Raw genomic sequence first — 18,551 nt, forward strand, 5'->3', positions numbered from 1 at the left:
GGAAGATTTCCAAACAGAATAGCTGAGGCTGAAACCACTACGAAGATATTAATCACATAAGGGTGAGTACTATTCCAACCTGATCGAATAATAAACAGTAAACAAATTCCTGCTACAATTGCTGTACCATAGGTCATTAACTTAGACATATAGTAATTGTTGTAGAAGAATGTCATCATTTTAAAATGCCTTTGGTCTCGCGCTTGGATTTCTTGGATTTGGTCACCAATTCTTTCTTGTTCAAGGGGAGCAGCATCAGCGATGGTCTCAGTATAGGCAACTGGTTCTCTTGGGGGCAACAACCACTTTTGAGTTTGGTAGTTACCTAAGGAATAGAGAAATATAACTCCTACAGTAATCAGTAAAACCAATACAGACGTTATGGCGATATGTCCAATCAGTGGCTTCGACCAAAATTTTGGCTGAGTTAAGCCTATTTTATTAGTTTCCTGAGTCTCCGTTTTCACAACGGTTTCGATGGTTTCATGATTATTACTTGTTGTAGAATTTCCTTTATCAATGTCGATAGCTGAAGATTTATTGAACTCTAACATTAGCTTGACCTCCAAGGGGCGGACTTTTGGTTTTTGATTGGGATATGGATTTAGCACCATCAACTTTAAAAGGGTATTTAATCACTATTAATTTGTCAATTTAAGGCAAAAGCAAAATGGTAATTAGCAATTAACAATTAATAATTAATAATTAACAATTAATAATTAACTAATCATTAATCACTAATCACTAACGTAGAGGAAGCCGACCTACCAAATTCTTCTGGGGCATAGTTGAGGTGTGCTTGAGCAGGGGGCCATAAATAGGTTCCTGGTGTCACTGACCGCACCAGATAATGTAAATTATAGACACCAGCTTCCAATCGATCGGCATAAGCCACAATGCGATCGCGATGGATTTTCTGATAATCAATTTGCCAGCTATCCTGTTGAGCTTGGAAGTAAGGGGTAGCAGTTTGGAAACTAGTATCGACTGCTTCCAACCCAGCTGGTAAGGGATCTTCGATCACGACATGATCCACTGGATGATCGGTAATCACCTCCACACCAATATCAAACACTTGTCCTGCTGGTACTGTTAATGGGTCTTTGAGAGCATACAGTCCAATCTTTCGCAACACTTTTTCCTGATTAGCGGGACGTATGGTCTTGTTTACTCGTAATCCATTAAACCGACCGGGTTGATTGCCTTGTAAGCGATAACGATAGCTGGTTAAGTAGTGTAGAGTCCCTGAACCAGATTTTTTGACAATTAGGTCATGGCGACCTCGGGGTAACTTATCCATAGTAACCTGAATCGATTGACTAGGTTTCTGATACCCCTGGAATTGGGCTGAGCCAAGTTTTTTCCCGGCTAGTTCCACCGTTGCTGCAAAGCTCGGGGGTGTAGGCTGTAATCGACTATAGTCTACTAAGGCACTCAAGGCTTGGGCATTATCGTAGCTAGTTTGCCAAGTGCCGTCTCGCCGTAACTCTAATAACCCTTGTAATAGTTTACTGCGAACCTCGGCTGAGCTGTTTTGGGCGATATATAGGCGCAAGGCTTGAGCTTGTGCAGTTGTAGAAGAATCCAGCCAACGCCAGCTTTGGGGTAAGTTTATCCGAGCTGAACGCCCAGTTTGATAGATGCTTTCCTGAAACTGATTAACTAGAGTTTGGGCTTGGCTCCGCCACTGAGGAAACTGGAATAAGTAACGCGCTAATTTAATCTGAGTGACCCGGTCGAAGTTACTGCTCTGTTCATAAAGGTATCCTAGGAAGTCACTGCGGGTCTGACCGAGTTCTGCTAACCCCATCAGTGCTTCTAATCGCACCTTACTCTTACACACTACGCTCTTGCAATAATCATACTGACCAGGATTTGCCAATATTTTCTGCAAGTAGTTCTGGAGACGGCTCACCATCCCAGCATCTACTGATAATCCTGCTGCTTTAGCCCGAGCTAGAGCAGTAGCAGCATAGGGAGACACGAAGGGGTCTGAGGATTTTTGTCCGGGCCATCTGGCAAAGCCACCATCTGGTCGCTGGAGTTTCTGTAACTGTTTGATAGCCTCAGTGCTTTGTTGGCTAGGGTTAAACTCAGCAAAGGTCTGACCATATTGTTTGCCGAGTATTTCCAAATTGGATGCGATCGCTAATTTACTTGCTACCGGTTCTAAGAAGGGTAAGTCTTCGTTATCCAACACTTGCTTAGCGGGAGCAGTAATCTCAGGAATCAGAGTGCTAGCTAGGGAAATCTCTAACCCTCCCGCGTCAGGTACCACGTTACTAGCTATATTCACCGGAATTTTTACTTGATTCCTGGTTACTCCCGATTCCACCACTTGCTCAGTAATGTCAACGGGTTTAACAGCTAAGGGTACTTCAAACCCATCCTGATTACCATTGAGCTTAGTCGTAAACTTGACTTTAGCTTTATCCAAGTTATTGGCTACCATCGGAAAACGATAACCACTGGTTCCGTTCTTGGCTGAGGTTTTTTGATTCAGCGTAGGCCCTTTACCACCATCAAACTGAACGGCACCGGTCAGTTGTCCATTAATTTGTAAATCTCCCGTTTGCCCAGTATTATTAATTAGCGCTATCCCAGCTTTAAAGCGATCGCCTGGACGAGCAAATTGAGGTAATACTGGATTAGCCATCAGCCGCTTGGTGGTGATAAAGGTAGCCTGGCCATTCCCAAAGTGTAGGTTTCCATCCGTTGCTACTGCCATCACCCGCCAAGTGGTTAAGTTATCTGGTAGTTTAAAGGTTACCCTTGCTTTACCATTGGCATCTGTTACCAGTGAACCATTGTAGTAGGCTAAGGGTTTGAATTCCGTGCGAATCCGAGTACTAGCTGCGCCAGAAGACTTTCCTCCACCATAGCCCCAGCCTTTTCGCGTCATTTGCGCCGCTAGGTTTTCTAGGACCACCTTAGGACGGTTATCACTGAAGCGAGTGGAAATATCTTGCTGAGCATACACGGTCTCTACTAAATCCGGTACTTGGTAGCCACTCAGTTGCAAGATAGCTTCATTGACAACCATGACGGTAAACTGTCCCTTTACAGGTTTACCCTTAGAATCTTGCAATGCTAATTCCACAGTTTGCTTAGCACCAGGTTCAATGGACTTAGACTGCAATGTCTCTGTTACCTTGAGATAGTTATCATCCAAGCTGGTATTAAAGGGAGCAAAACCAATCCGCACCAGATTTTCTACACTCCCCGGCTCAACTTGGGAGAGGGGTTTGCCTTGGCGCACTACTACTGCTTCTACTGCGGCATTAGGTACCATCTCCGGAGTGACTTTGAACTTAATCTCTGGCGCACCCCCTTTAACTTTGACTACTTTGCGATAGAGGGTATTGTTCCGAACTACTGAAAAATACAATTCCCCTTCGGCATAAGGAGATTGAATCAAGGCTGTGGCTGTTTCCCCAGGCTTATAGCTATCCTTGTCTAGTTTGATATCCAGGCGAGAGTTATCATAGCGAGACCCCCAGTACACTGCGTTTCCACCGGTTGCCCAAATTTGCAAGTCTGTTGCTGCTAAGTCATTTTTAGCCTTAGCAAAGTTAGCGCGAATTCGATAAGAACCGGATGAGGGAGGAGTGAGCTTAATGGATTTGGGACTACTACCGGAACGGACAGTTACCTCTTTCACGGTTTTGTATTCTACCTGATTCTTTTCTCGCTGACTCCCTGCCAAGACCTGGGTGACACTGCTGTATTTCATCTCTTGCAGTTCCAGGCGTACTGATTGTCCTTTAATCACTTTACCGGTGGGGTCAGTAACAATCACGTCTACAGAGAATGGTTTTCCGGCATCCGCCACCCAATCCCCTTTTAATCCAATTAGTTTATCGCTAGGTAAAGCTGTAAATGTTTTAGAATCGGATACCGACAGATTCGAGACATCGGTAACTTGGGAATCTACCCGGTAAGTCATGGGATAGGGCAGGTCTTTCGTCACCGGAATAGTTAGACTACTTTCCCCAGACTCACTTAAAGTTTGATTAGTTTGGAGGACATCACTGGTAACTTGCGGTCTTTCTTGTGGCCAAAACCACTGCTGACCAAAGGAAAACTCTTCCCATCCTGCTGGAGTAAAGTAGACGGGGGTGCGGGTGACATAATAGGCAACCTTACCCCCATCTACATTTGAACCAAACCAATAATTTCCTTGGACATTAGCGTCCACCTTCTCGCCCATGTTAGCAAATTTTTGAGCAAGGGTAAGGTCAACTTTAAAATTAGGAGGATTAAACTCAGCTACTCGGAAACCACCTGAGATTTTTTTGCCATTGCTTCCCGTGGCTTCAACGGTATAGAAACCTAGGGGTTGATTCTCTTTCAGGGGTAATTCTAGGGAGAAGGTACCAAATTCATTAGTTTTCTTAGTGCCTAAGTCTGTCTTTTTACCATTGGGTTCTACCAGCGTGACCTGATAAGATGCATTTTTGTCTTGGGTGAGCTTATCTTTTTCGAGATAATAGGCTGCTGCGGTGAACCAAGCCTTTTCTCCTGGTTGGTAAAGCTGTCTGTCTGAGAAAATAGTGCCTCGGGATTTGGGTTTGCCATTGTCCCAGTCTGAATAAATCCCGTAGCCATAATACCCACTATATTCATTGGTTCGAGTAAATGCCCAATCTTTGCCTTCTTTAGCAATTACCAGTAATTGCGGGCCTTTAGTGAAGCGCGTTGCCCCATTCATACATTGCCGAAGAGCCTGGCTGTTTAGGGCAATGGTGCCAGTTCTGTCAGTTTTTGCGATCGCACAGGGTTTTGGTGTGCCTCGATAGGAAGCATTCAGCTCAGACTTATATATCTCTACCGTTGCTGCTGCTGGTGAGCCATTGGACAGATGATTCACTTGCACCAAACCCGAATCAGGAAACCATTGCGCAAACACTCCCAAATTGGTCAGCTGCACCATGCCATAATACTTTGGTTCCCACCACTTTTCGTTTCCATTCCCATCTTGATAGCGATAGGTTTTCGCTTGCACCCCATAGGCCAACATTCCCGTTGAACCTCCCAGTCGTTTCCTCAGGGAAACCGCGATATTAGTGGTTTTATTTTTCTTTCCCGCTACCCGGAAACGCTCCCATTGACTTGGGTTCGGTAATAAATCATTGCTCTTGCCACTGGGATAAGCAGAATCTTTATAGACCAAGTCAGTAGGTTGAACGATGCGATAAGCGGCTTTATACTCTGGTTGAGGTAAATTGACCGTAGAAATATTCAACTGTAGGGACTCGGAATTGCGTTTTAGGGTAGAGGGAAAGATATGCAAATCCGAGGGAGCCCAGATATCCCCTGCTAAATCCCCTGTTTCGTACTTAAAGGTTACAGGTTCACCCAAGGTTTGCCCAAATTGGTCAGTGAGATTAGCACCCAGAGTAACTGTATAGGTAGTTTCTGGTTCTAATGCCCAAGGATTAAGGTTAACGAATCGATTGCCATCATAAGCTTGCACCAATTTGGGAGCTTCCTTGGGAGCAGGCTCAACCGTAATATGCTCCATGGCGGAAGAGGCCAGCAAAGGATTATTAAATTCCAACTGAGCTGCCCCTTTCACAAACCGTCCATAAGCGCCTCCCGCCTCTGGCTGTCCGTAAAAGGTAATTTTTTTATAGGTCAAGGGGTCAAAGGTTTTGACTTGACTAACGAAAGCGGTTTCGGTAGGGATATTGCCGCGAGCGGGACCCACACCAGGGGCAAAGGCTAATTTGTAATCGGTAGCTTTAGTGAGGGGTTGCTTAGGGGTGATTGTATAAATCCATTGCCGCAAGGAGGGGTTAAATTCCTGAGCGGGTTGCCTATACTCATTGGAAACATCTGCTTGTTCTTTAAGGGCTACATCTAGCTTGACACTCTGAGTCTGACCTTTCGGTGTCATGGTCAAGTGCTGCTTTACTGAAGCCAGATCCAATTGAGTATTAGAGGTAAACTGTAACTTAGGCTCCAGAGCAATCGGTTCTGGTTCTGCTTCTGGATTCCTCTGAGTTGCTGGCAAATTGGTTAACTGGATCGGAGCAGTATTGAATGTCCAGGCTAAGTCTTGTTCTAGACTATGATTGTTTAGGTCAGCTAATCCTGCTTTGATGGTAACTTGGACACGAGCGGCTAGAGGCAGAGCTTGGTCAGCTTGGAATCCTACCATCCGTGGGGTTAAGAAACGAAATTTCCCAGGGATAGGGGGTATGATTTCAAATTTCTGTAAGATTTCCCGCTGATTCGGACTTCCCAAGCGTTCAACGGGAATCAGGGGGTCTTTGAAGCGAATCCGAATTTGGGAAAGGGGCTCAGCCATGCCGATGGGACTAATTTGTTCAATCCACTCTGGGATTTGAGGCATCGGTAGGGGAGCTACTGCTGGTAAGGGTTGAAACCCTGACGTTAGTTTAGCGCTATCACAGCTTATTATTCCTAGGATGAGAGATAATCCCAGTAATAACCCTATGGCTGTTTTAATTACCCTACCCATGGCGTGCCTAGATTTTCCTTTTGGAGCTTCCATTTTTGATTAAAGCTCAGATTTTTTAATTTGGCAGGATTGTACTAAGTTTCCTTAACTCGCCGGGGTAGGGCGCTTGTTGCAGGGGCGTTGCTTAATAATGGAATGATTAAATAACGCCACTTTGTTTACGGCAGTGACTCACAAGCGATACCATCTTTATCACGGTCTAGCCGGTAGGGGTCGCCGGGAAAGCCATCAAGCACCTGTTGGGCTTCAGCTTGAGTACTGAAATCTGAACAATTGCAATCTGAATTCACGCAATTGGGAAATTCAGTTTGTGGAGCAGAAGGCGGCTTAGATGTTGTGTTACTAAGCATCTTGGCAAAACGAACCTCAGATAAGCCAATCAGACTTGTCGGTCCATAGTTGGAGACAACATCGATTCTGGCAAACTGAGCTTTCACATTAGGAAAAGAGAAGATAGTAGCCGGAATATTGGTTGCAGGTCCTTTAGGCAGAGTTAGGGTTGAAGATTCAAAAACTGGGTCACTAAAATCGGCCTTGTTAGAGAGAACTAAGATAAAGTCTTTGATGCCCCGATTAGTTGCCGTTGTATTGAAAGCATTGTAATTCCATAGGGCTAGTGTATTCAAGACGACTGGGCTGCCAAAGTCAAAGTCAAAGTTGACATCAGCTGCCGTTGCACCATTTTTTAGACTAGCTGAGAGAAAGTCAGCTGGATTTCCTCCAGCTACGTGGATTTTATCCAGTTCCGTGCCGCTACCAGTCAGTCCATTTCCATTGAAAATGTTAACTACAGCTCCATAATTAGGTTTTAATAAGCCTTTATTTAAGTTAATAAAAGCAGTTGGATGTAGGATTTCAACCTCAGAACCAGGGCTGGAGACGTTAGGCTCTGTTTGGGCTAGGGCTATATCGGGGTAACTAGTCAGTGATGCTACTATCGGCAGCATCAACAGAACTGTCATCAAAAAAGATTGAAAGCTTCTCAGTAAATTTTTTTTCACTATTCTATGATTTAGATGACTTTCAAGACTTTACGTTAATTTTTCAAATTTGTCAACTAAAATACACACTTCAAGATGTAGTATATTAATAACACGTAATCCGTAATAAAATTACCTATTTTTTTTATAAATAATCATTGTTTCCTTGTTTAATTTGTGGTAGTTGTCTGATTTATCGGGATTTAACTAGAGGGGAAAACTAAAGTTGCCAGCAAATATCCCCTCTTTTAGAGGTTTTTTATTGGTTAAGTCCCGATAGTTCCAAACTAATCAATTCCCAAACTAATAGATTACCAAAAAACCATCAATCCCTCTCCCTATCCCTCACATCCGTTAAGCCATCCGTTGCCAACAACACCTTATAAAATTCCCCCAAGCCGAAAACCCCGTGTTTTTAAACCGGGGATGAAGGCTCGCCGTAGGCGACACTTCGTGAACGCAGCGGCTTTAGCCGCCGTGAGAAAAATATTATTGAAAAATTCTGAATCTTAGTCTGAGTGTTGTAGAATAAAGTAAGAAACAGTTGAGGTCGAAACTGATGATCATTTTAGAGTTCAAGGCGTACGGCAAAAAACATCAATACTCCGCTATAGATGAGGCTATTCGGACAGTTCAATTCATCCGAAATAGCTGTCTGCGTTACTGGATGGACAACAAGGGCGTTAATAAGTTTGACCTCAATAAATACAGTACTGTTCTCGCCAAAAACTTTCCTTTTGCTAATGAACTGAACTCTACTGCTCGCCAGTCTAGTGCTGAAAGAGCGTGGTCATCAATCTCCCGATTCTTTGATAACTGTAAGAAAAAAGTACCTGGAAAGAAAGGTTTTCCAAGATTCCAGAAAAACTGCCGCTCAGTAGAGTATAAGCAGTCTGGATGGAAGTTGTCTCCCGAGAAAAAGTCGATAACGTTCAGGGACAAGAAGGGAATAGGGAAGCTCAAGCTCAAAGGTACATGGGATTTGTGGCGCTTTGACAAAAAACAGATCAAGCGAGTTCGGATAGTCCGTCGAGCTGATGGTTACTATGTCCAATTCTGCGTTTCAGTTGACATCAAAGAGGAATTAGATCCAACTGGCACAGTCCTAGGGCTAGATGTGGGATTAAAGGACTTCTACACTGACTCTGTTGGCCAGACTGAACCTAATCCCCGATTTTACAGAACAGGGGAAAAGCGCCTTAAGTTCTATCAGCGTAGAGTTTCTCGAAAAAAGAAAGGCTCTGCTAATCGTAGAAAAGCCATTAATAGACTGGGTAGGACGCATCTCAAGATAAGTAGGCAGCGCATAGAACATGCCAAGAGACTGGCACGTTGCGTAATCCGGTCTAACGACCTGGTTGCTTACGAAGACTTGAGAGTTAAAAACTTGGTCAAAAACCACTGTCTCGCTAAGTCTATTAATGATGCAGGTTGGTATCAATTTCGGGAATGGATGGAGCACTTTGGCACTAAATTTGGCAAGATAACTGTCGCGGTAAATCCTGCCTATACTAGTCAAAATTGTTCCAGTTGTGGCGAGGAAGTGAAAAAGTCCCTATCAACTAGAACTCACGCCTGCAAGTGTGGCTGTCAGTTAGATAGAGACCACAATGCCGCAATCAACATTCTTAAAAGAGCCTTAGGTACGACGGGGCACGTCGGAACCTGGATCTTAAAAGATCTGAACGCTTCGGGAGATTTGGCCTCTACTCTTCCTGGTTCCGGCCTGGTTGAGCAAGTCGAGTCGTTGAGCGAAGAATCCCCGCGTCTTTAGACCGGGGAGTGTCAATTCAAGTGTTGGGAGTAATCTTCAGAAGATTCAGGGTTCAGCTCCCAGCGGAGGTGATCGCGAACCTCTAACTTGTCTCGAGTTTGGACAGCTTCACCATCAACTGAAGAAATTCCCATGGACTCCAGCAAGTCTTCAGTTACATTTTGGTCAGGAGTGGGCGTTTCTCCTCCAACTGCTTCTTCACCCACCACTGCAGCCTGATACCAATTATCATAAATATCGCCACCGGTGACATTGCCACCGGATAGTTTACTACTTCTCAACTTCTCTAAGGTGCGTCCCATCCCAGTGTCACGGTCAACCACACCCTCAAAAATCCGGTCAGGGTCTTCTATTCCAGTCAGGTCTGCTAAAAAGACTTCTTCTGTATTACGGTTGTCAGTATACCCTTCCTCTCGTTTCAGCATTTCATAAGAGTTGACTACATCGTTGTTCTTGTAATCTTTCATAATCCTTACTCCTGATTAGTGTCATTGCTTGATTCATAACTAGTCTCCTTCTACTTAAATTGTACTGCTAAAATAACTATAATTCCAAAGCACTCTCCCCATCACCATCACTCCCTTTACCCCAGCATTATAAGGAATATAACGCTATGGGTTCAGTTAGCAACACTATTAAACATTACTCAATAAATTGTAAAACTATCGCTGCTTACGCCTTACCTACAATCGTGGGAAGCTAGAAATCATGGATCCTTCCCCTGAATATGAACTTTATAAAAAAGTGATTGGTCGCTTTGTTTAAACCCTAGCTGAAGAATTGAAAATTAGGATTTATCCTTTAGGTTCACCTACCTTTAGACTAATTACCAGTTATGTAAGTTATGCGATCGCTCTTTTTTAAGACAGATAGATAAATTATCCGTATAATTACCAGTTATGTAGATTATGCGATCGCTTTTTTTTAAGACACATAACTGGTAATGTTTCAAGAACTAATTTCAGAGGGTTAAGCTGGAAAATTCTAAAAAATTGCTCCTCTTTGAATTAGCTTAAGCTTAGTAGATTCATCAAGTCCTACAATATATGTGAATCGGGCATTTTTCAATTCAGCACCACTGAGGTTGGCACCACTGAGGTCGGCACCATTAAGGTTAGCACCACTGAGGTTAGCACCACTGAGGTTAGTACCACTGAGGTTGGCATTACTGAAATTGGCACCAATCAGCTTGGCACGAATCAGGTTAACACCAGTGAGGTTGGCACCACTCAAGTTAGCACGAATCAAGTTAGCACGAATCAGGTTAGCACTACTGAGGTGGGCACCACTCAGGTCTGCATCATTGAAGTCGGCACCACTTAAGTCGGCACCACTAAGGTCTGCACCCCTCAAGTCCGCATCACATAGATTAGCACCACTAAGCTTCGTATCACTGAGGTCGGCATCACTAAGGTCCGCACCCCTCAAATCTCGACCCACAGCTCCACTGCTGGTAATCTCTGCCACTAGACGCCATTTATGATCAAGGTTGCTATTTTCTTCATCATCTGACCTTTCGTTCAAAATTTGAATATCTTTAATAGGAAAACCGCTTAATTCTTTTAGGTCTTCTGATTTTATCCGAGCTTCAAGCCCTTCGATAGCTTCTTGAGACCCCTTTAGAATTAAGCTGCTGGTTTTAATATCAATAATGTTGATCGTGTATCCTGAAGATTGTTGTAAAATAGATTCAATCAGTTTTGAAGGTTAAACTGAATTTATATCTCCTTCTAATACAAGAACAGCTTTGATTGTTTCACTGTGTCTCTCGATTACAGTCTCTTTTTGGCTCAGGGATTCACTTTGCTCTACACCCTTCACCAGCTCTGAGCTACTGCCATCAGTTTTGTTTAGCTGTTCTGATGCTTGTTCTTCTGCTATTCCCGCAATTTCTTTCCAGTCTAGGGTCAATCCCTCGCATATCCGTTTAAATAAATCAAGCTGAATTGGCTCTAACCTAAAAAATTTTGTAACTGTATTGCGACTTATCCATTGTGACTTGGTAAAGTTACTTTTTAACTCAAATCCTAGCTTATCCAAAGCCTTTTTCGCTGTTTCTACACCTTTTTAAGAAGCGGCGATAGTTAGTTTTTTAGTTTTATTACCCTGGCTAAACTCTGTCATAGTCTTGCTGATTTAGCATAACTATAGCATCAGAAGTTTTGAACATAGAATAGGCAATAAGGAATAGGGAACAGGGAATAGGTAACAGGGAATAGGGAATAGGGAACAGGGAACAGGGAACAGGGAATAGGGAACAGGGAACAACCAGTAGTAAAATAATTATATGTACATCATGAGTCCTATAAACGCTATAATTTCACTTATTATTACATAGTCTCCCTGCTCCAATCATTTTTTTTAACTATCTCTAAAACTTCCAAATAAAAACTTATAAAAACCCTTGATAAATTAAATTATAATCATTACAATAATTAATATAAAGCCACAATGATTTCAAGTTCTGACTTATGTCAAAATACTCTAACCAAAACTTCAAGAAACAACCTGTTGAGCACACTCTAAAAGGTCCTCGTCAAGCCGTAATCCATAGTATGCAAAGGTTTTATTCCCTTGGCTATGGGGAGATTGCCGACTGGAGCCCTTTGGAACCTACTGAAACTCCAGGGGAAGTGAAGACAACCATGATGAAGTATTGGCTGTTGCCATAACACCTTAATTTCTGGGGGGGCTTCCCCCCAGAGCCTTGGCTCCGGTCTGGTCCCGTAGGGTGGCCGAAAGACCAAGCTCAATCAAATAAGATCACATCAGTTTCGGTTTGGGAACTCAGTGACATAAGTCATTTAAATAGCCGTGGATAGTATTTCTACGGCTATTTTTTTGGCGTTGCTGATTCTGGGTATGGTTTTGCCCCCCTAGCCCCCCAATTTTGGGGGGAAAAAGACTTTCAAAGTCCCCCAAAGTTGGGGGACCAACGGGGGCTTGACCACAACCAGATGATCATGCATTCATTCCTTGATTCAGCAACGCCATTTTTTTTGGTGAGCTCGCCCCTAACGCAGCCTACCGCACTTTTTTACAAATATGAGATGCACCCACGCGAACAACCTTATACCTTAAACCTTGGCCTTTAGACACGCGTGCGCGTTCAACCTGCAACCTTAAACCTTAAACCTTCAACCTTAAACCTGCAACCTTAAACCTTAAACCTTAAACCTTAAATCTTACTAACCTTAAATAATCAAATATACCAATCCGTGTAGGAATTGTGAGAATTTTTGTTCTCTTTTCCCTACTCCCGTCTTGATGCAGTCGCTCATGGGGGAAACCCCCAAGACCGCGCTGCATCGCTACTCCCTACTCCCTACTCCCTGTTCCCTACTCCCTGTTCCCTGTTCCCTGTTCCCTTTGGTATATGTAGCAATTTGGCATAACAAAATCAGCTGATACCCTTAAACTACAATTAGTCTAAATATAGCCCTGATCATAGTTATGAGGTACAGTAAATTTTCTTACCCCTACTCCCTGCTCCCTACTCCCTGCTCCCTCAACCTACTCTACCGAGCTGATAGCTGATAGCGAAAAACTGATCACTAACTCATGAATGATTCCAAAAACGCCATCGATATATTTGCAGGTGCAGGTGGGCTTTCTCTGGGTTTCCATATGGCTGGGTGGCAGATCACCACAGCAATAGAAATTGATAAATCTGCTGTTTCCACTTATCGAGAAAACTTTCCTAGCACTAATGTTATTCGCTCCGATGTTAGAGCTATAGACTTTACTCAATTTCAAGGTATTGACCTAGTAGTAGGATCCCCACCGTGTCAACCTTTTTCTGTCCGAAACAAACACCCAAATAAACAGTTATCCCGAGCCAACCCTAAGGATTTAGTTCCAGAATTTATTCGAGCGGTAAGGGAGATTCGACCCAAGGCATTTTTAATGGAAACTATGCCTGGGTTGAAAAGCTCTAAAAATTTTAATTATTATCAATGGATTGAACAGCAGTTTCAAGCCCTGTATTATTCAGTTTATGTAGAGGTTTTAGAAGCAGCATACTATGGAATTCCCCAGTATCGTGAACGTCTATTTTTCGTCGGTTTAGCCACAAAAAATGATTTTATGTTTCCCCTAAAAAGCCATGGGTTAGGGACATCTAATCCCTATATTTCATCAGGTTCAGCCTTAACTGATGTTCCCGACTATGAGCCGAATAGCACTAAAGTTTCCTATGCCAATAAACCCGTTATTCGTCCTACCCCTTGGACAGGAACCCTAGTCAAGGGTGGGGGAAAACCCATCAATTTCGATGCACCAAGTCCTACCATTACCGCTACTACGGGAGGTTACCGCACCCACATTATTGATCCTGAAGGTGTTTTACTGGTGTATCACCGTCATTTAATGAATGGGGGAAAGCCGAGATCAGGAACAGTTGAAGGGGTAAGACGGCTGACGGTACGGGAATCAGCTAGACTCCAATCCTTTCCTGATCATTTTGTATTCAAAGGTTCTAAAACATCACGATACAGACAAGTTGGTAATGCTGTACCACCACGGTTAGCCAAAGCAGTTGGAGAAGCAATCCATCAAGCAATCTTCCCCTCTGAGCTATCAACCACAAAAGACTTTCAATCCTATTTTGATCAGCTTTGCGACACATTGCATCTGCGGCTGTAGGGGATAAGAGCGTGGGAGATGGGGAGATGGGGAGATGGGGAGATGGGGACCCACCCCTAACCCCTCCCAGGAGGGGAATGGGGAGATGGGGAGATGGGGAGGTGTGGGAGGTGTGGGAGGTGTGGGGAGATCAGAAAGATTTTTATAGCGTTAATCATACTTATGACATACAGGAGGTACAGTAAACTTAGTTACCCCTACTCCCTACTCCCTACTCCCTACTCCCTTAATGGAGTGTGGAGAGATGAAAGTGATGTGTAGCAACCTGATTTGCGTTCACGTTTGTCCATCAGAAGTTAACGTTTTTTGTTAAGTTAAATTATTAAGTATTGAGTTTTTACGTATTATTATTAATATTTTTTTAGAAGCAAGCCTAACATTCCCCTTGATGGCAAGAGGAATCCCATAAACAGCAGGAGATCTAAAGGCATTACCAAAAAATTTAATATTTTTTTAAAAATTTCTCTAGACCTAATCCTTGACTTACTGGGATATACTAGGAAATACTAGGTAGTCATAGGTAAGTTCCGTTAAAGATTCACAAGGTAAAAACTAAATAGTATTAGAAATAGTATTTGGAATGATATTGGTAATCAAGGAGACTTCCTTACAGAGGTCGTATAACTGTTGATAATCCTGGATTAAGGTCGGAGAATTATGGTAGGAATAGATTTACCAGTACAACAAACCAACTTGGATCACGAACCGATTCATGTGATTGGTCAAATTCAGCCTCATGGGGGACTGTTGGTACTGGAAGAGCCTGAGCTAAAAATCTTACAAGTTAGCAACAATACCTCTAGGGTTTTGGGAATCCCTCCCGAAGCCATGCTAGAAAAAACCCTAGAAGATGTACTTGACCCATTCCAAGTGGAGAGAATTAAAGCTGGGTTATCTGAGGAAAATCTAGATATGATCAATCCTACTAAAATTTGGGTGAGGAAAAAAGGCGATGATTACGCAGTCTTTGATGGTGTATTTCATCGTAACTCAGATGGATGTCTGATTCTGGAATTAGAACCAGCAGTTTCCCGGGAGACTATCCCATTTTTAAGCTTTTATCATCTAGCACGAGCCTCCATCAACCAGCTCCAACAAACCTCCAATCTCCGGGATTTTTGTCAGATCATTGTCAAAGAGGTGCGAAAGGTCACTGGGTTTGACCGGGTGATGCTATATAAGTTTGAAGATGATGACCATGGAGCCGTTATTGCGGAAGAAAAACTAGACAGTCTGGAATCTTACCTAGGCTTACACTATCCAGAATCGGATATTCCTAAACCAGCCAGACGATTATTCTGTTCCAATTGGATCCGATTAATTCCAGATGCCAATTCCCAACCTGTTGAGATTTTTCCTACCGATAACCCCATCACCAATCGTCCCCTTGATTTAACATTATCGATTCTCAGAAGTGCTTCCCCCTGTCATATCAAGTACCTCCACAATATGGGAGTTGGGGCGTCTTTGACGATTTCATTGATTAAAGATAAAAAACTCTGGGGACTTATTGCTTGTCATCATCAAACCCCTAAGTATGTATCCTATGAGTTGCGCAAAGCTTGCGAATTTTTAGGACGAGTGATATTCTCAGAAATTTCAGCCCGAGAAGAGACGGAAGACTATGACTATCAGATGAAGTTGTCCTATACTCAATCGATATTGATTGAGTATATGTCCCAAGAAGAAAACTTTATTGATGGCTTAGTTAAGCATGACCCTAATTTACTGGACTTGACTAGTGCTCAAGGTGCAGCAATTTGTTTTGGGGATAATTTTACGGTTATTGGTGAGACCCCTAGTGAAGAAGACCTGAAGTTTTTGGTGCAATGGCTGAAACAGAATGTTAATGAAGAGGTGTTCTATACCGATTCCCTGCCTCGCCTTTATCCTGATGCACAACGGTTTAAAGATATTGGTAGTGGGCTGCTAGCCATCCCCATTTCCAAGAGAAACTATGTGCTGTGGTTCCGACCAGAGGTGATTCAAACTGTTAATTGGGGGGGAGACCCCAATAAAGCCTTTGAAACAACCCACACAGAGGGTACTTTGCAACTGTCGCCTCGTAAATCCTTTGAACTGTGGAAAGAAACCGTTCGCTTAACCTCTTTACCCTGGAAACAGGTGGAAATTAAGACAGCACTGGAACTGAGGAAAGCACTGATTAATATTGTCCTGCGTCAAGCTGATGAATTGGCTCAATTGGCTCAGGATCTAGAACGTTCCAATGCTGAACTGAAAAAGTTTGCTTATGTGGCATCCCATGACCTGCAAGAACCCCTGAATCAAGTGGCAAATTATGTGCAGCTTTTAGAAATGCGCTATAATGACCGACTTGACGAAGATGCCAGCGAGTTTATTACCTTTGCGGTTGAGGGAGTCAGCCTCATGCAAACCCTGATTGATGATGTGTTGGCTTACTCGAAAGTCGATTTGCAGGGCATTGAGTTTAAACTGACGGAAGTGGAGACGGCCTTAGACCATGCTCTGGCTAATTTGCGGGGACGCATCCGTGAAACTGGGGCAGTGATTACCCATGACCCCTTCCCAACAGTTATGGCTGATAGCACCCAGTTGATGCAACTGTTCCAGAATTTAATTGGTAATGCGATCAAGTTCCGCAGTGAACAGCCGCCGGAAATCCATGTGGGGGCAAAACGACTGGAGGATTCATGGCTATTTTCAGTGCAGGATAATGGCATTGGCATTGAACCGCAGTTTAGCGATCGCATTTTCGTGATCTTCCAACGTCTGCACACCCGGGATGAGTATCCTGGCACAGGTATGGGTTTGGCTATCTGTAAAAAGATTCTGGAGTGCCACCGGGGCAAAATTTGGGTAGAGTCAGAACTAGGTCACGGTGCCACCTTCTATTTTACAATTCCAGTAAGGGGACGCGAGCGTGAGCGTAGAAACGGACGAAAGACACAAAATCATATTTTTGGTTGAAGACAATAAAGCCGATATTCGCTTAATCCAAGAAGCGTTAAAAAATAGCTCGGTACCCCACCAGGTAGTAACGGTCAGAAATGGCATGGACGCTATGGCTTACTTACACCAAGAAGGAGAGTATGCTGATGCCGTCCGTCCAGACCTGATCGTGCTAGATTTAAACTTGCCAAAAAAGGATGGTCGAGAGGTGCTCGCAGAGATTAAGGCTGACCCTAATCTCAAACGGATTCCTGTGGTGGTATTAACTACCTCAAGAAATCAGGATGACATTTTCCATAGTTACGACTTGCATGTGAATTGCTACATCACCAAATCCCGCAATCTTAGCGAATTATTCAAAATCGTCAAAGGAATTGAAGACTTTTGGCTCTCGACTGTCACCCTGCCATCACAATAAAAGGATTAGGGATTAGGGATTAGCCATAAACCATGAGACACTAAGGATTAAACATCAGGGTTGACTAACACAAGCGATGCAGCGCCGACCTGCGGGGGTTTCCCCCACTCGCGCTTTGCATCAAGACAAAGAAGGAAACCAATGAGGATTCTCGATCAAAGGAGAAATCCAGACCAATAAGCCCAAAGAAGAAATACTCAAAGGTAATGCCTGAAGGGTCAGTAAAAATCTTGTTAATTGAGGACAACCTGGCAGAAGCCAGATTGTTACAAGAGTTTTTGAAAGAAGCTCAGTTCAGGCAGTTTAGTCTAGTTCATGTCAAGCGATTGCGGGATGCACTCCAGGAAATCGCTCAGGCTAGAGCAATGTCAATTCCCTACGATGTGATCTTGTTAGATCTGACTCTACCGGACAGCCACGGACTAGCATCCCTCGGACCCTTGATCAAGCAAGCGCCTAGTTTACCGATTGTAGTGCTAACCAATACCAATGATGATGAATTAGCCATTGAGGCAGTTCGTCAAGGAGCACAAGATTATCTAGTCAAGCGGCAAGTCAAGGGAAAAATGCTGGTTCGTTCCTTGCGCTATGCTATTGAACGTAAGCAGGCAGCAGTTGCATTACGACAAGAAAATCAAGCCCTAGAAAGTCAGGTTCAGGAACAAACCGCTGAGTTGGTTAGAGCCAAAGAAGTCAATCAGCGCAAAGCCGAATTTGTCTCCATGCTCTCTCACGACTTTCGTAATCCCTTAAATACAATCCTCCTTTGTTCTGGATTGCTCCAAGACAAAGAGGAACAATTACCTAAAGAGAAAAAACTCGTTCATTTGCGCCTAATTCGCTCGGCCATCAAAAACATGGCCGAGTTGTTGGATGAGGTTTCATTAATCAGTAAAGCTGATTCCGGCAAACTCCTGTGTCAACCTACTCGGTTGGATTTGAAACGGTTTTGTCACCAATTAGTGGAAGAGTTACAAATCAGTACCAACAACAACCATCAGCTAGTTTTTACCAGTCAAGGGGAATTGAGGGAAGCCCTATGGGATGAACGATTGCTGCGACACATTTTTAGCAATTTGCTGACCAATGCTATTAAGTACTCACCCACAGGGGGAACCGTTCAGTTTGAACTGATTGCTCAGACAGAATGTGTTATATTCCGGATTGAAGACCAGGGGATGGGCATTCCCCCAGAAGATCAACCGCAACTGTTTGAGCCTTTCCATCGTGCTAGCAATGTTGGCACAATTCCTGGTAGTGGCTTGGGACTAGCTATTGTTAAACAATGTGTGGAAGCTCATGGTGGTGAGATTTCTC

General features: G+C 43.5%; 14 protein-coding genes and 1 pseudogene. 7 read left to right on the plus strand and 8 right to left on the minus strand.

What is annotated here, in order from left to right:
- The 3 genes from F6J94_RS13760 to F6J94_RS13770 all read right to left on the minus strand — a co-directional run.
- Positions 1–554, minus strand: a 554-nt coding sequence (locus F6J94_RS13760) for a hypothetical protein (RefSeq protein WP_293040912.1), incomplete at its 3' end; no start/stop codon positions are given.
- 176 nt (positions 555–730) lie between these two features.
- Positions 731–6,520, minus strand: a complete 5,790-nt coding sequence (locus tag F6J94_RS13765) for an alpha-2-macroglobulin (protein ID WP_367142205.1) — start codon at positions 6,518–6,520, stop codon at positions 731–733.
- A 125-nt stretch (positions 6,521–6,645) separates the two neighbouring features.
- Positions 6,646–7,449, minus strand: a complete 804-nt coding sequence (locus F6J94_RS13770) for an excalibur calcium-binding domain-containing protein (protein WP_293040913.1) — start codon at positions 7,447–7,449, stop codon at positions 6,646–6,648.
- 577 nt (positions 7,450–8,026) lie between these two features.
- Between F6J94_RS13770 and F6J94_RS13775 the strand changes: the two genes are divergently transcribed.
- Positions 8,027–9,241 (plus strand): transposase, encoded by a 1,215-nt coding sequence (locus tag F6J94_RS13775; protein WP_293040915.1) that lies wholly within the window; start codon positions 8,027–8,029, stop codon positions 9,239–9,241.
- Between the two features lie 11 nt (positions 9,242–9,252).
- On the opposite strand, the gene F6J94_RS13780 is transcribed toward F6J94_RS13775, so the two are convergent.
- The 5 genes and pseudogenes from F6J94_RS13780 to F6J94_RS13795 form a co-directional block, all read right to left on the minus strand.
- Positions 9,253–9,708 carry a DUF6335 family protein gene (locus tag F6J94_RS13780; protein ID WP_293040917.1) on the minus strand — a complete coding sequence of 152 codons (456 nt, stop codon included), beginning with the start codon at positions 9,706–9,708 and terminating at the stop codon, positions 9,253–9,255.
- Positions 9,709–10,225: 517 nt separating this feature from the next.
- The gene (locus F6J94_RS13785; RefSeq protein WP_293040920.1) at positions 10,226–10,765 is read right to left on the minus strand and encodes a pentapeptide repeat-containing protein; all 540 of its coding nucleotides are present in this window, start codon (positions 10,763–10,765) and stop codon (positions 10,226–10,228) included.
- Between the two features lie 12 nt (positions 10,766–10,777).
- A pseudogene (locus tag F6J94_RS34260) lies at positions 10,778–10,939 on the minus strand (hypothetical protein); the annotation flags it as partial.
- A gap of 9 nt (positions 10,940–10,948) precedes the next feature.
- A complete protein-coding gene (locus tag F6J94_RS13790) occupies positions 10,949–11,281 on the minus strand; it encodes a hypothetical protein (protein ID WP_293040923.1) in 333 nt (110 codons plus the stop codon).
- Between the two features lie 105 nt (positions 11,282–11,386).
- Positions 11,387–11,509: a hypothetical protein gene (locus F6J94_RS13795; RefSeq protein WP_293040926.1), complete on the minus strand. Its 123-nt coding sequence runs from the start codon at positions 11,507–11,509 to the stop codon at positions 11,387–11,389.
- A gap of 203 nt (positions 11,510–11,712) precedes the next feature.
- Here F6J94_RS13795 and F6J94_RS13800 point away from each other — a divergent pair, with 203 nt between their 5' ends.
- The 6 genes from F6J94_RS13800 to F6J94_RS13825 form a co-directional block, all read left to right on the plus strand.
- Complete coding sequence (locus F6J94_RS13800; protein WP_075900035.1) at positions 11,713–11,913, plus strand: hypothetical protein; 201 nt, start codon at positions 11,713–11,715, stop codon at positions 11,911–11,913.
- A gap of 567 nt (positions 11,914–12,480) precedes the next feature.
- Positions 12,481–12,636 (plus strand): hypothetical protein, encoded by a 156-nt coding sequence (locus F6J94_RS13805; protein WP_293040929.1) that lies wholly within the window; start codon positions 12,481–12,483, stop codon positions 12,634–12,636.
- Positions 12,637–12,802: 166 nt separating this feature from the next.
- Positions 12,803–13,885: a DNA cytosine methyltransferase gene (locus F6J94_RS13810; RefSeq protein WP_293040932.1), complete on the plus strand. Its 1,083-nt coding sequence runs from the start codon at positions 12,803–12,805 to the stop codon at positions 13,883–13,885.
- Between the two features lie 657 nt (positions 13,886–14,542).
- Positions 14,543–16,834, plus strand: coding sequence for an ATP-binding protein (locus F6J94_RS13815; protein ID WP_293040935.1), 2,292 nt, complete (start codon positions 14,543–14,545; stop codon positions 16,832–16,834).
- The gene (locus tag F6J94_RS13820) at positions 16,827–17,234 is read left to right on the plus strand and encodes a response regulator (protein WP_229415320.1); all 408 of its coding nucleotides are present in this window, start codon (positions 16,827–16,829) and stop codon (positions 17,232–17,234) included. The genes F6J94_RS13815 and F6J94_RS13820 overlap by 8 nt, the downstream gene beginning before the upstream one ends.
- Before the next feature lie 206 nt (positions 17,235–17,440).
- The coding region (locus F6J94_RS13825) for a hybrid sensor histidine kinase/response regulator (RefSeq protein WP_293040938.1) at positions 17,441–18,551 on the plus strand (1,111 nt) is incomplete at its 3' end.

The sequence above is a fragment of the Moorena sp. SIO1F2 genome (genome assembly GCF_010672755.1).
Lineage (GTDB): Bacteria > Cyanobacteriota > Cyanobacteriia > Cyanobacteriales > Coleofasciculaceae > Moorena.

Coding starts and splice junctions, on each gene's coding strand:
- F6J94_RS13770 (WP_293040913.1), bottom strand. CDS start 7,449: ATGACAGTTCTGTTGATGCTGCCGATAGTAGCATCACTGACTAGTTAC.
- F6J94_RS13815 (WP_293040935.1), top strand. CDS start 14,543: ATGGTAGGAATAGATTTACCAGTACAACAAACCAACTTGGATCACGAA.
- F6J94_RS13780 (WP_293040917.1), bottom strand. CDS start 9,708: ATGAAAGATTACAAGAACAACGATGTAGTCAACTCTTATGAAATGCTG.
- F6J94_RS13810 (WP_293040932.1), top strand. CDS start 12,803: ATGAATGATTCCAAAAACGCCATCGATATATTTGCAGGTGCAGGTGGG.
- F6J94_RS13765 (WP_367142205.1), bottom strand. CDS start 6,520: ATGGAAGCTCCAAAAGGAAAATCTAGGCACGCCATGGGTAGGGTAATT.
- F6J94_RS13800 (WP_075900035.1), top strand. CDS start 11,713: ATGTCAAAATACTCTAACCAAAACTTCAAGAAACAACCTGTTGAGCAC.
- F6J94_RS13775 (WP_293040915.1), top strand. CDS start 8,027: ATGATCATTTTAGAGTTCAAGGCGTACGGCAAAAAACATCAATACTCC.